Origin of the sequence: Pseudobutyrivibrio ruminis DSM 9787, assembly GCF_900218035.1 — a bacterium.
Lineage (GTDB): Bacteria > Bacillota > Clostridia > Lachnospirales > Lachnospiraceae > Pseudobutyrivibrio > Pseudobutyrivibrio ruminis.
The window spans coordinates 1-13,255 of record NZ_OBMR01000010.1 but is presented as its reverse complement, the minus strand read 5'-3'; the positions used below and the strand labels follow the sequence as shown (position 1 = coordinate 13,255).

General features: G+C 39.2%; 15 protein-coding genes. 5 read left to right on the top strand and 10 right to left on the bottom strand.

Going from position 1 to position 13,255, the window contains the following annotated elements; translation table 11 throughout:
* Positions 1 to 90: 90 nt before the first annotated feature.
* The 3 genes from CRN97_RS10620 to CRN97_RS10610 are packed head-to-tail and all read left to right on the top strand — an operon-like array spanning position 91 to position 4,010.
* Positions 91 to 1,023, top strand: coding sequence for a glycosyltransferase family 2 protein (locus CRN97_RS10620; protein ID WP_097076870.1), 933 nt, complete (start codon positions 91 to 93; stop codon positions 1,021 to 1,023).
* 21 nt (positions 1,024 to 1,044) lie between these two features.
* Positions 1,045 to 2,508: a flippase gene (locus CRN97_RS10615; RefSeq protein WP_097076869.1), complete on the top strand. Its 1,464-nt coding sequence runs from the start codon at positions 1,045 to 1,047 to the stop codon at positions 2,506 to 2,508.
* Entirely contained in the window at positions 2,508 to 4,010 is a 1,503-nt protein-coding gene (locus CRN97_RS10610) for a hypothetical protein (RefSeq protein WP_097076868.1), read from the top strand. The genes CRN97_RS10615 and CRN97_RS10610 overlap by 1 nt, the downstream gene beginning before the upstream one ends.
* Positions 4,011 to 4,327: 317 nt before the next feature.
* Here the strand turns inward: CRN97_RS10610 and CRN97_RS10605 are convergent, their stop codons facing one another.
* From CRN97_RS10605 to CRN97_RS10580, 6 genes are all read right to left on the bottom strand, one after another.
* Entirely contained in the window at positions 4,328 to 5,164 is an 837-nt protein-coding gene (locus CRN97_RS10605) for a M15 family metallopeptidase (RefSeq protein ID WP_242962073.1), read from the bottom strand.
* A gap of 10 nt (positions 5,165 to 5,174) precedes the next feature.
* Positions 5,175 to 5,594 carry a DUF3237 family protein gene (locus CRN97_RS10600; RefSeq protein ID WP_097076867.1) on the bottom strand — a complete coding sequence of 140 codons (420 nt, stop codon included), beginning with the start codon at positions 5,592 to 5,594 and terminating at the stop codon, positions 5,175 to 5,177.
* A 21-nt stretch (positions 5,595 to 5,615) separates the two neighbouring features.
* On the bottom strand, positions 5,616 to 6,827 hold the full coding sequence (locus tag CRN97_RS10595; RefSeq protein ID WP_179670741.1) for a class I SAM-dependent rRNA methyltransferase: 1,212 nt from the start codon (positions 6,825 to 6,827) through the stop codon (positions 5,616 to 5,618).
* A gap of 99 nt (positions 6,828 to 6,926) precedes the next feature.
* Positions 6,927 to 7,814, bottom strand: a complete 888-nt coding sequence (locus CRN97_RS10590; RefSeq protein WP_097076865.1) for a DUF362 domain-containing protein — start codon at positions 7,812 to 7,814, stop codon at positions 6,927 to 6,929.
* Between the two features lie 55 nt (positions 7,815 to 7,869).
* Positions 7,870 to 8,490, bottom strand: a complete 621-nt coding sequence (locus CRN97_RS10585; RefSeq protein ID WP_097076864.1) for a TetR/AcrR family transcriptional regulator — start codon at positions 8,488 to 8,490, stop codon at positions 7,870 to 7,872.
* A 10-nt stretch (positions 8,491 to 8,500) separates the two neighbouring features.
* Positions 8,501 to 8,827, bottom strand: a complete 327-nt coding sequence (locus tag CRN97_RS10580; RefSeq protein WP_044935452.1) for a putative quinol monooxygenase — start codon at positions 8,825 to 8,827, stop codon at positions 8,501 to 8,503.
* 198 nt (positions 8,828 to 9,025) lie between these two features.
* Between CRN97_RS10580 and CRN97_RS10575 the strand changes: the two genes are divergently transcribed.
* Positions 9,026 to 9,739: a zinc metallopeptidase gene (locus CRN97_RS10575; RefSeq protein ID WP_044935450.1), complete on the top strand. Its 714-nt coding sequence runs from the start codon at positions 9,026 to 9,028 to the stop codon at positions 9,737 to 9,739.
* Here the strand turns inward: CRN97_RS10575 and CRN97_RS10570 are convergent.
* The 3 genes from CRN97_RS10570 to CRN97_RS10560 form a co-directional block, all read right to left on the bottom strand.
* Entirely contained in the window at positions 9,736 to 10,596 is an 861-nt protein-coding gene (locus CRN97_RS10570) for a YitT family protein (protein ID WP_097076863.1), read from the bottom strand. The genes CRN97_RS10575 and CRN97_RS10570 overlap by 4 nt on opposite strands.
* Positions 10,597 to 10,684: 88 nt before the next feature.
* Positions 10,685 to 11,227 carry a flavin reductase family protein gene (locus CRN97_RS10565; RefSeq protein WP_097076862.1) on the bottom strand — a complete coding sequence of 181 codons (543 nt, stop codon included), beginning with the start codon at positions 11,225 to 11,227 and terminating at the stop codon, positions 10,685 to 10,687.
* Between the two features lie 88 nt (positions 11,228 to 11,315).
* Complete coding sequence (locus tag CRN97_RS10560; protein WP_097076861.1) at positions 11,316 to 12,317, bottom strand: alpha/beta hydrolase; 1,002 nt, start codon at positions 12,315 to 12,317, stop codon at positions 11,316 to 11,318.
* Positions 12,318 to 12,444: 127 nt separating this feature from the next.
* Between CRN97_RS10560 and CRN97_RS10555 the strand changes: the two genes are divergently transcribed.
* Positions 12,445 to 12,888: a MerR family transcriptional regulator gene (locus tag CRN97_RS10555; protein ID WP_097076860.1), complete on the top strand. Its 444-nt coding sequence runs from the start codon at positions 12,445 to 12,447 to the stop codon at positions 12,886 to 12,888.
* A gap of 82 nt (positions 12,889 to 12,970) precedes the next feature.
* On the opposite strand, the gene CRN97_RS10550 is transcribed toward CRN97_RS10555, so the two are convergent.
* The coding region (locus tag CRN97_RS10550; RefSeq protein ID WP_143483261.1) for an IS3 family transposase at positions 12,971 to 13,255 on the bottom strand (285 nt) is incomplete at its 5' end.

The following is a 13,255-nucleotide window of genomic DNA, read 5'->3' as shown; positions in this document are numbered from 1 at the left end:
TAAGTATACCACACTTGCGCATTCCTTGCATTGCCTAGGGTATTGTTTTAGAATAGTCTATATTTAATTACATGTGAAAGGCGCGCTTTTATGGCAACCATTTCAGTTTTATTGTCCACCTACAATGGGCAAAAATATATTACAGAACAAATACAAAGCATACTGAAACAGACTTTTTCAGACTTTGTTTTATATATTCGAGATGACGGTTCTAGTGATGACACTTTAAACATCATTCATAATTTAGCTTCTACAGATTCACGAATTGTTGTCATCAACGATGTTTCAGAAGATACAAATAAAAATTTAGGATTCGGAGAAAGCTTTAGCACCATCGCCAAATATGCTCTTACAAATAGTGATGCTTCTTATTTTGCTTTTTGCGATCAGGATGATTATTGGGAAGAGGATAAACTAGAAGTGGCTTTGTCTTATTTCGAAAAGGCAAACTTGGATACGCCCATTCTTTTTGCTTCTAATTACTATATATGTGATGATGTGTTGAATGTGACCGGCACTTTCAACGAAGCTAATCCTATGACAGGAGTCACCTTTGAGAATCTTTTCTTCGAAGGAGTATTTCCCGGTTTCACCATGATGATAAACAGAAAGCTTGCAGAGCTTTCATTTGATAACAATTACTCCAAAGATATTTATTATCATGATAAATGGGTCACTTTGATTGCCCTGGGATTAAATGGACAAATCATTTACAGTGAAAAGCCTTTAGCCAAATATAGACGCCACAGTGACGCAGTATCATCCACAAATCTTGGTATCATCAAAAAGATTAAATGGAGAGTGGATAAGGTTTTAAATGGTGATTTCTGTCCTCGAACAAGGCAGATGTTAAAGTGCTTTTCTGAATTGTTTTACAGCCAGGTTGATACTGAGACAAAAAGATTTTTGGATGTTTTTAATTCAAAAAAAATCCTCAAAAAGACTTTTTATCATAAGCATCTTCGCAGAAGTTTTTCAGGAGAAGTTATGCTTCGACTAATTCTACTACTTGGAAAACTATAATACCTTTAGGACAATACTTTCATGAAAGAGAAAAATGTAAGAAAGAATTATATATATAATGTAGCATATCAATTACTGGTTATTATCACACCACTTCTGACCGCCCCTTATATTTCCAGAGTGCTGGGCGTAGATGGCATCGGTGTATTTTCTTATGTAACTGCTATTGCTGCATTTTTCATTATTTTTGCCACCTTGGGCACATCCACTTATGGTCAGCGTGAGATTTCATATGTGCAGGCTGATGCTCACAGACGTTCTGTGGTATTTTGGAACACAGTAATTTTCAGATGTACCTCTACTGCAATATTCCTTCTAATCTACGGCATTTTTGTTTTTGCCCTAAGACCAGAATGGATGATTATTTACATCATTCAGTTCATCGAAATAATCAATGTTGCCTGTGATACATCATGGTTCTTCCAAGGTCTTGAGGAGTTTGGCAAAATTGTTGGACGTAATGCTATTTTTAGATTAATAAACCTGGCAATGGTTTTTACCCTTATCAAAGATGAAAACGACCTGGCTCTTTACACTGCAGCCACTGCCATCATCACCATGGCAGGCCATGTCTCACTTTGGGCATACCTTCCAAAGTATCTCACAAAGATTTCAAAATCAGAGCTTACACCATTTGCTGATACACATGTGATTCTTGGATTGTTTTTGCCAACCATTGCAGTTCAAATATATCAATATTTAGATAAGATCATGATTCGCCTCATCAACGGTGGTAGCACCGAAAACGGCTACTATGAACAGGCTATGCGAATCACTAAAATGGTGCTAGTACTAGTCACATCAATGTCCACAGTTATGGTGCCTCGCATTGGCAGATACTTCGAAGAAAACAATAAAGAAGCAATCCGAAATGCCATGTACAAGGCCTACCGATTTGCATGGTTTTTAGGCTTACCTCTTATGTTTGGATTATTTGGAATTGCCGACAATTTCATTCCGTGGTTCTACGGCCCAGGCTATGAAAAAGTAATCGTGCTTTTAAAGATTGTTTCAGCTATCACAGTAGCCATCTCAATCAACAATGTAACCGGCATCCAATATTTAGTTCCAACAAAAAGGGAAAACTTATACACAAAGACAGTGCTTTACGGGGCAGTTATCAACTTCTGCTTCAACCTGATGTTAATACCAAAGCTTAGCTCTTATGGAGCTGCAATCGCTTCTGTCATCGCCGAAGCATCAATCGCTATCATCCAGCTATTCGTCATTAGAAAAGAACTGGAAATCAAGCGCATCATAGCGCCAATACCAAAGTATTTATTCTCTGCAGCTATGATGTTACTATTACTTATAATAGAAAGTCGTCTCCTGCCAAACACAATCATCGCAACATTTATCATGATTGTCAGCGGAGCCGCAGTATATTTTATTCTTTTGCTTATACTTGCTGATTCATTCTTCATTGAGAATGCAAAATCAGTTATTAATAAGATTTCAAGTAAATTGAGTGGAGTTAAGAAATAATGAAATTAGTAGCTTACATTTTAATCGCAGTGTTTTTTATATTAGCTATTGCTGCCTTTTATTTTGCAATCAACGTAAAAGGCAGAAAGGCATTTATAGCTTTTATATACCTGTTTTGTTTAGTATTCACTACAAGTGCAGGCGTCTTTTACGCCAACTATGTGCCTGACACATCGCCAGATGAATCAGCCCACATTGCATACGTTTATTACCTGGAAAGCACAGGTGAGATTATTCCTCATTTCGAAGACATGCACATCTTCAGCAATGTTGTTATGAAATGGTCGGAAATTCCAAACTATGCTTACATGGAAGATCTTGTTAACTATCTATGCCACCCACCTCTTTATTATCACATCATGCGTCTTGCTGGTGGCTTTTCTCCAACAGAATCAGATGTAGTTATTACAATCCAAAAAATGCAGCTTAGATACTTCAGCTTAGGCATCAGCATCATTGGACTTTTGCTATTTTTCTACATCGGCTACTCCAGATTATCAAAGGATATGCCATGGCTTCATCTTGTATACGCAATGACTGTATCATCAATACCAATGCTTTCATATGAGCTTTGCGCCGTAACAAATGATGCACTTACGCTTACAACTGCAGCACTTTGCATCCTTGGATTAATTAGATTTAGTGAGGGCAAGCGCAACATACTAACTTATGTTTTAGTAGCGCTTGGCATCACAGCATCACTTTTGACAAAGCTTACCGCAGCCATTCTTTGCATTGTAATGGCACTTATCGTACTGATAGCAACTATGATAAAAGAAAAAAGCCTCGCACCACTTATTTGCAAGGCCTTCTTCATATCATTACCAATATACGTCATAGCTATCGCATACTACGGAATCATTTACTCTCGCTATGGCACATTACATCCTTCATTGGAGCTTATCTCCTCAAAGGAATACTTCGAAAATACGATATACTACGTTGCCGAATCGGAGCGTCGCACCTACGACTTCGCCCAATACATTTCCTACTACATGGAGCGATTTTTCCTATCATGGTCCGGCATTGAATCCGTATACCGTTTCACAAAAACATACGTATACAGCCTCACAGCCATACCATACGAAATCCTCTGGGTAATCCCAGCACTTGTATTCACACCTGCCGTAAAGAAATGTGCTGGCAAGCTCAGCCTCCCAGTCATCGCAGGATGGATTTCACTGATAGTAACATTCCTCTACCAGTTTAAAAGCGCCTACGGCTCATTCCAAAGCCGCGGCTACCTTGGAGGCTTCGCATCCCGTTACTACATGCCATTCATGCCAATCTTTGGACTGGCCGTAGCCCTACTATTCCTTGGCATGCACGCAGACAACGGATTCGAACCAAGCACCGGAGTCACCACAATTTCCGGCGACTTCCCAACCTACCGACGCCGCCTCCTATACAACACGCTCATCTACATCATGGGCCTGGCCTTCGCCTTCCTCATGTACTATGGAAGCCTACCATTCTTCCTGCTGCACTACGCAAGTATGTAAAGCACAGACATGTAGTTTTACATACTGTTTTCATACAAGGCTTAGGATAATTGCGTTCATATTACATTTGCTAAGAATAATTAAAAAACAGGTTTTGTATATATAAGCACCGCCCTTTAACTCAGTCCATTTCGTTGTCGGGCTTTTGGCGCCGTCCATGGCGCCTCATGCTTACATATTACAAAACCTGTTTTTATTATTCTAAGCTCATTCCAAAATCACGCAATTAACCCTAAGTCTTGCTATGAAAACAAATATATAGTTCGTGATGTCTGTGTATTACATACAGTGGCAACTCAATAGGTTGAGTGGGCGACCTAGTCTGCTTTTTCGAAGTGTTGGTAGTCTTTGGAGGAGGTCCAGGCGCCGCCCCAGGTGAAGCCGTGGGATGTGAAGAGCTGGTAGGCCGGGTCATTTTCGTCGATTTTGTATGGGAAGTCGGCGCTGCGATCTACGTATGGTGCTCCGTTGGCTGGTTCGATACTGAGGGCGCCGTCCACGGTTTTGACGTATGGATTGTACAAAGGGTTGATGTCGATAGCTAGGCCTGCGCCATGGTTTGAAACCTTTGTGGTATGGCTGATGAATCTAAAGTTGAAGCATGATGAGTTGTTGTCAGCCATTGAGGCTTCATCCTCTGCGTTGTATTCATCCACTAGCTTTATTTTTTCGATTGGATATTCCGCCTCATATAAAGCTTCGAAGATTTCAAGGAGGTCTTCTGCTATAGATTTGTTGCAGATGATTTCACCTTCATGAGTCTGTCCATCAAAGCCTACGTGGAGCACGTGAAGGTATCGTAAATCCGATACTGGAATTGTGCAGTCATCCTTGTAGGATTTTCCTTTGATTCGTGCAAAGATCTCGCTATCCTCTATGAATTCTATTCCATAAAAGTTCTCTGTGTCTTTTACATTTGTGGTAGTCATTTTTGTTTCTCCCTGATTAGTAACCTCATCATCTTCTTCGTCTGTTTCATCTGTTGAAACAACATCATCTTCTATTATTTCGTCTTCTGATAGTGTTGTTTCAGCACTTTCCGTTTCTTTTGCCTGCTCTTGGGAAACTGTTTCATTTTGCTTACAACTCACCATACAAACCATTGCCCCGCAAAGTAACAAACCAACAACTGCAATCACAATCTTTTTTGCCATATCAGCCTCTTTAATATAAAACTTTTGCTTTCTCATCCATCCACAAATGTATCTGTACCCCACCAGGAATATCCGATATCGTTCCGGTAATATCTGCAGTCTCCAAAAACGCTAAATCGATGCTGTCGGTAAGAATAGTTGGATGAGTAACAATATTTCCATTTTCATCAAATGAGCCATTGTTCTCTACAAAGATTTTACAAGCATTCCCCTTGAAATCTTTTCCTTCAAGAATATATCTAGCTGATAAAACTCTGGCACTACCTTTCATTTCCCTTTGGGTGTCCACTCCGCCTGGAAGAATTATTCCGTTGAAGTATTCTCCGGTAGCATCTCCATCGAAGTGAATCATCAGTGCTTCTCCACTTCGCCCTTTCACTTCATCAAACTTTGTAAGTTTTACGTTAACTGTTAATATTTCTTTCTTCATAACAAGAGTCCCTTTTACTCTTTATTTCTCATCAACAACCTGGAACACTAAAAACTTGAGGTAGTAGCTTTCGTCAGCGGCCCAGAGGATTGGATGGTCTGGGGCCTGTGTGCGGAATTCTACCTGGCGAAGGCGCTTGTGAGCCGCCTGTGCAGCCTGACCAATTACCTTTACGAAGAGTTCCTGAGTCATGAAATGAGAGCAAGAACATGTAGCAAGGTAGCCTCCGTCCTTTACAAGCTTCAATCCCTTCATGTTGATTTCACGGTAGCCCTTCATTGCGTTCTTTGTAGCCTCACGCGACTTTGTGAAAGCAGGTGGGTCAAGAATTACAACATCATACTTTTCCCCAGCTTCTGCAAGCTTTGGAAGCTCATCCAAAACATTTGCCTGACGGAATTTAACAGTTGAATCCAAGCCGTTGAGCTTTGCATTTGCTGTAGCCTGAGATACTGCAAACTCTGATATATCAAGACCTGTTACATCTGCCGCTCCTGCGATTCCAGCATTAAGGGCAAATGTGCCCATGTGTGTAAAGCAATCCAAAACTTTCTTGCCCTTGCAAAGACGCTGGATAGCTAGACGATTATATTTCTGATCAAGGAAGAAACCTGTCTTCTGGCCGTTTACTACATCTACCATGTAGTGAACACCATTTTCAACGATTTCCACGTTTGTATCGAACTCATCTCCAATGAATCCCTTATATGGCGCTAAGCCCTCTTTCTTGCGGACTGCTGCATCGCTACGCTCATAAACGCCGCGAACGCTATATCCGTCTGCAGCCATAGCCTCTTTAAGGTAATCTACAATCTGTAGCTTAAACTTATCTATGCCAAGTGCAAGTGATTCCACAACAAGCACATCATCGTACTTATCGATAACAAGGCCTGGAAGGAAATCTGCCTCTCCGAAGATCACTCTACAGCAGTTCAGATCCTTTTCAAGTAATACGTTTTTACGATAATCCCAGGCATTCTGCACTCTCATTTTGATAAATTCATCATCAATTATCTGATCCTTTTTTCGTGTCATCATGCGGACACGAATTTTGGAATTAGTGTTGATGAAACCACGGCCCATCATGTATCCATCAAAATCATGGACAACTACTATATCTCCATTCTCAAAAGAACCCATAACTGAGTCTATCTCATTATCAAATATCCAGGCACCTCCAGCCTTAATTGTGCGGCCTTCGCCCTTTTTTAATGTAACAATTGCTTCGTTCATAATAACCTTTCTTTAATCACTAAATATTTATATATTTTATCATCATCAGAGTGCTTTATCAAAAATAAAAGGAGGCTGATTGATCAGCCTCCCTATATCCTATAATTCTATTAATTCATATTCAAGACTTCCTACGCCAAGCTTTGCAGCTGTAGCAGGTGTGTGCTCGCCATTTCTGGATGTAACTCTCTCAAGGAAGTGGTCACGCCCAACATCCTTTGAAGCGTATACCAAATCCAGACAAGCTCTATCGATTGCAACCGGATCCAAGCTTGCAAGGATACCGATATCCTTAAGGCATGGGTCCTCAGCTACTGCACAGCAGTCACAGTCTACTGACATATTTGCCATAACATTGATAAACGCAATGTTCTTTCCGAAGTGATCGACTACTGCTGATGCAGCCTCTGCCATACTTTCAAGGAAAGCGTTCTGCTCTGGCAAGTCGTTCCAAACAATATCCTGCTCGCTGGCTTTATTATATTTGCCAGCCGAATGAATCTTTACCTTGCCTGCACATGATGCACAACCAATTGAAAGCTGCTTTAAAGCTCCGCCGTAGCCTCCCATTGGATGTCCCTTAAAATGAGAAAGTACAAGCATTGAATCGTAGTTAAGGAAGTTCTTTCCCATTATATCAGTCTTAAGATGGGTACCGTTTTTGACTGGAATTTCAATATCTGGTCCTTCAGCATCCATCAAATCAACATCAAAAAACTCATTCCAGCCATGTCTCTTTAATAATTTGATATGCTTATCTGTGTAGTTTCTTTCACCTTCGTAGGCTGTATTGCACTCTACAATGGTGCCGTTCACATGCTCTACCATCGGTTTCCAGAATTCAGGCTTTAGATAATTCTGATTGCCTTCCTCACCAGAATGCACCTTTACGGCAACCTTACCTGGTAATGTGATTCCAAGCTTATCGTACATTTTTACTACAGCTTCTGCTGTAACGTCTTTAATAAAATAAACTTTAGATGCCATAGATACCCTCCTATAAATCATTTTATATTTTATATTTTATATTTTAGTTTTTTATTTATTCAAAAATCAATTTCAAAAAATCGTATGACATGTTGTAGATAGTAGTCTTTGCATATGACAGCTTTACCTGGTCCATGGCCTCCATCTGCTTGTCCGTAGGGTAAACATAAGGATAGATGCCATACATGTAAGGGAAGAATGCATATCTAATCTGTTCGCATTTTTTCTTATCAATCCCCTCTAAATTCTTTGCCAGGCACTCTTCGAAAATATCTACAGATTCCTTGAAAGCACTTTTAAACTCTGCCAATAATTCCAATCTACTATTATCCTCTATCTCATAGAGGTTCATTGCAGATATCTTTAGAAGTGTTTTTCTATCCTCCATTGTCTTTGCAATGGCCTTAGCCAAATTATCTGCATCAAGCTTCTTGCCACCATCAATAATTTCCCTCAATGCCTCATTCCATTTCAAATATTCCCTGGTGAGAATCCCTAGGAAAATCTCCTCCTTAGTTTGAAAATAATTATAGATAGATGGACGAGAAAAACTGGTTTCTGTGCTGATATCCTTTATTGTGATACTATGAAAGCCTTTTGTTTCATAAAGCTTTTCGCAAGCATCCATTATTTCTTCTCTACGTTTATCAATAGTTTCTTTTAATTCAACTGCCATTTGGCCACCACTACTTTCTTATAAATGACTGATCCTGCTCAGGAAGCGCATCTGAAGTAAAACGCTCCACTGTCATATGCAAATCATATTTCTCTCTAAGCTCTGCAATTTTAGCCATCATAGGTGATGCATGATGCACATCAATTGCTTCCTGGTTCTCCCAGCTATCTATCAACAATACTGTTTCAGGGTCATCAAAGGAAGTGTAATATTCATAGCGAAGATTACCTGCCTCTTCCCTGATTTTCTGAACAGTACCACTGCTTATCATTTCCTCAGCAAATTTCTTCGCTGCTCCGTTTTCACCCTTATATCTAAGATTTACTGCAATGCTCATAAAACCCCTCCAATCCGATGACACCATGTCAATTATCTATACTATACCATCTTGCTGACACGATGTCAATTCCGACAACCAAAAGCCTTTCATTTTCCCGACATCCTTTAAATTAATAATCTTTTTAGACTTTTTAATTAGTAAAAATCAGTGGATAGATTTATACTAATAAAAAGATTATTTATAGGAGGAATAATAATGTACTACGGATATGGATACGGTTATGGCATAGATCCAACACTTATTCTTGTATTGATAGGTGCTGCTATCAGTGCACTTGCATCTATGAATGTTCAGGGCACATTTAGCAAATACAATAGAATTAGAAATTATCGAGGACTTACATCTAACCAAGTGGCAGAACACATACTTCACTCCGCTGGTATCTATGATGTAAAAATAGAACGGATAAGAGGAAATCTGACTGATCATTATTCACCAAATGAAAAAGTACTTCGTCTTTCCGATGCAACTTACGGCCAGACAAGTGTCGCTGCAATCGGTGTAGCCGCTCACGAATGCGGTCATGCCATCCAACATAAAGAGTCATACGCACCACTTAAACTTCGCGCTCTTTCTGTACCTCTAGCGAATATTGGTTCAAAAGTTTCATGGCCAATTATTCTCATCGGTCTTTTACTAGGGTACTCTACAATTGCAGAGCTTGGTGTTTACCTTTTTTCATTTGTAGTTATTTTTCAGTTGATTACTCTTCCAGTGGAATTTGATGCTAGTGCGCGTGCACTTAGAATTCTCGATGAGGATAGATTATTAGAAGAAGATGAGCATAGAGGTGCAAAAAAAGTGTTGAAGGCAGCAGCGCTTACCTATGTGGCAGCTTTATTTACTACTATCCTTCAACTACTTAGATTAGTTTTGATTGTAAGCAGGGTAAGTCGCAATGACGACTAAAACACCCTTTCCGGCATACTTTTTGATTGATATTGCATATCGCTAACTTTATAAACAGTAACGAATGCTTTTGGGTCTACCTTATCTATATAGGCCATGAGCTTTTGGAATTCGCCTTTATCAACAATAGTGATAATCTCATCGTGCTCTTCCATTCTGTAAGCTCCTGTCACCTTGTAAACGCTGGCACCACTGTGAAGCTCATTTAGAATGTAATCTCTAATTTGAGCTTCATATGGTGAAACTATACATACACGTCTTTTTAATTTCTGGTCAAATATAAAATGATCAAGTACCATTCCATTCAAATATGTTCCAAGTATACTTAAAACAACTGTCTTTGAATCATAAGCAAGTGCCGAAGACAATGCTATGCACAGCCCCGCAATAGACATAGCTTTTCCAATATCGATGCGGAAATACTTATTTAAAATCTTTCCAATAATATCTAATCCACCTGATGACGCATTTCTATTAAACAAAATCGCGCTACCGATACTAACTACAAATATGTAGCAAACAACATCGAGAGTAGCATCGTTTGTAAGAGATGTATAGCCTGGCAACATTTTTTCAAATACACCAATTACAACAGGAAGCAAAATTGATGTATAGACTGTCTTATAACCAAATTCTGGACCGCAAGTGATAAAACCAATTATCAGCAATACCACATTCAAAACCATGGTGATTTGCGAAACTGAAAATGGTATGAAATTGGTTAACACAATGGCAAAGCCTGAAATACTGCTAACTGCTGCATGACTTGGCATAAGGAAAAAGAATACCGCCGCACCTATAATTATTATGGCAATTGTAAGAATGAAAAGTTCTTTGATTACGGATTTAACATTCATATTATTTACCTACCCTATAATATTAATCCCTGTTTTAATTAACTAGGCGACTAATAGAGTACGGCTTGTATCCTCAAATGTCAATATATTATTTGTTCATTTTAGCGCAGTCTCCAACCTTCTCGCCAGTAACAAAGTACTCGTATGTTGGGAATTCAAATAATACTGGCTTGAATACGTGATAATCAATCTTTCCTGCTTCATTAAGTACTGACTCGTCTGCATAAGTTGCAAGAATCTTTCCAATGAAATTATCAAAGTTTTCTAATTCATAGTTGTAATCCATCTCACACTCAATAGAAATCTTTGCTGCATCGATAAGAGGTGCACCATTTTCTCCTACTGTGTATTCAAAGGCACCTGACTTATCTTCCTTATTTCCACTGACAATACCCATTCTATCAGCTTCCTTGAGCCATGACTCATCAACTACATTGATAGAGAACATCTTGTTTTCTCTGATGCCCTTGTTTGTGTAGTGAGTCTGAACCATAGAAACCATCAAATGACTATGGGCAACTGTGCCTGCATGTGCTACTAATGTCCAATTTGGCTTTCCATCAACCATAGCTCCTACCACAATAACTGGTGCTGGATATAATGCTAACTGTGCTCCGATATTCTTTTTCATTTTCTTTACTCCTTTCCGATTGACATTGTGTCAATCGATGGGATAACTATAACACCGTGTTGACACGGTGTCAATAGTCTTTTTATTATTACTTCAAATTTTCCTCAAAGAAGCTCTGTAACTTATCAAATGGAATATAATTGCTATCACCACCATCATAAAGATCTGTATGGCTTGCATTAGGAATAATCATGAGCTCTTTATTTGCAGTATATTTACTGTCTTTTGTCATGTTCTCATATGCATCCTTGCCGAAGTAAAGGGAATGAGCTTTTTCTCCATGTATAATTAGAACTGCACTTCTGATTTCATTTGTATACTTTAATATTGGCTGATTCATGAATGACTCACATCCAATCACATTCCATCCACCGTTAGAATTAAGGCTACGCTTATGGTATCCTCTGTCAGTCTTGTAATAATCATAGTAATCCTTAACAAAGAATGGGGCATCCTCTGGAAGCGGATCAACAACTCCGCCACCAAGCTGATATTCGCCAGCTTTCAAGTCATCCAGACGTTGTGCACACATAGCAGCTTTCTTCTGATATCTAGCTTCTTCATTATCCTCAGAATCGAAGTAGCCATTTGCATTAACTCTTGTCATGTCGTACATAGTAGCGGCTACAGTTGCTTTAATTCTTGTATCAAGAGCTGCTGTATTAAGTGCCATTCCGCCCCAACCACAGATACCTATGATGCCGATTCTATCAGGATCTACCTTTTCATTTAATGAAAGGAAATCTACTGCAGCCATGAAATCCTCTGTATTAATGTCAGGAGATGCCATGTATCTAACATTTCCACCAGACTCACCCGTAAATGATGGATCAAATGCAATTGTAAGGAAACCTCTTTCTGCCATTGTCTGGGCATACAAGCCTGAGCACTGCTCTTTTACTGCGCCAAATGGGCCAGATACTGCAATTGCTGGAAGTTTTCCACTAGCGTTCTTAGGTGTGTACATATCTGCAGCAAGAGTGATGCCATAGCGGTTTACAAATGTAACCTTCTGATGATCCAGTTTGTCGCTCTTTGGAAATGTCTTATCCCAATCTGTTACTAAATTTAAACTCTCAACCTTAATCATTTTAAATACCTCCATTTGCTATTATAAATTGAATTTATTTCAAAATCGTGATACGATGGTTGTATGTTAATACCTAAAGTTAACTTTAGGTCAAGCTTTAATTTGAAAAAATTTTGGAGGAATATCTATGTACACAATTGGACAAGTTTCAGAAATGTTTAATATACCTGTATCCACACTTAGATACTACGACAAAGAAGGCTTCTTTCCTAACATGGAACGCCAATCTGGAATCAGGAAATTTTCAGATAGAGAAATCGGAGCTCTCCACATCATCGAATGCCTAAAAAGCTCCGGCTTAGAAATAAAAGAAATCAAGCAGTTTATGGAGATGACCACAAAAGGCGCTGAAACCTACGCCGACAGAAAAGCTCTTTTTGAAGCCCGCCGCGATGCTGTGGAAGCCGAAATAGCAAACCTTCAAAAGACCCTAGATATGCTCAAATACAAATGCTGGTACTACGACCAAGCCATCGCAGACGGCAGCGAAGACCGCATCAATGCCATGCTCCCCGACAAGCTTCCACCAGAAATCCAAAAACTCTACGACAGCGGCAACGGACGCCACTAGGCTTGTAGTTTGTTTTGGGCCTAACACAATAAAAAGGACGCCCTGTGATATGTACCCAGAATCCTGGACACATATTTATGAACTAGGCTAAACACATGGATGCTACCCTGTATTGTACAGGTGGCATCCATTTTGTTTTTGCCTGAATTCTTTTGTTATTATAGTAATCTATATATTCTTCAACTGCTTTTGAGAATTCTTCAAAAGAAGAATAATCTTTCTCATAGCCATAATACATCTCATTTTTTAATCTTCCAAAGAATGTCTCCATAATACAATTATCATAGCAGTTACCTTTACGAGACATGGATTGGATAATACCATGCTCCTTTAAAGCAGTTCTATAGTAAGTATGTTGATACTGCCA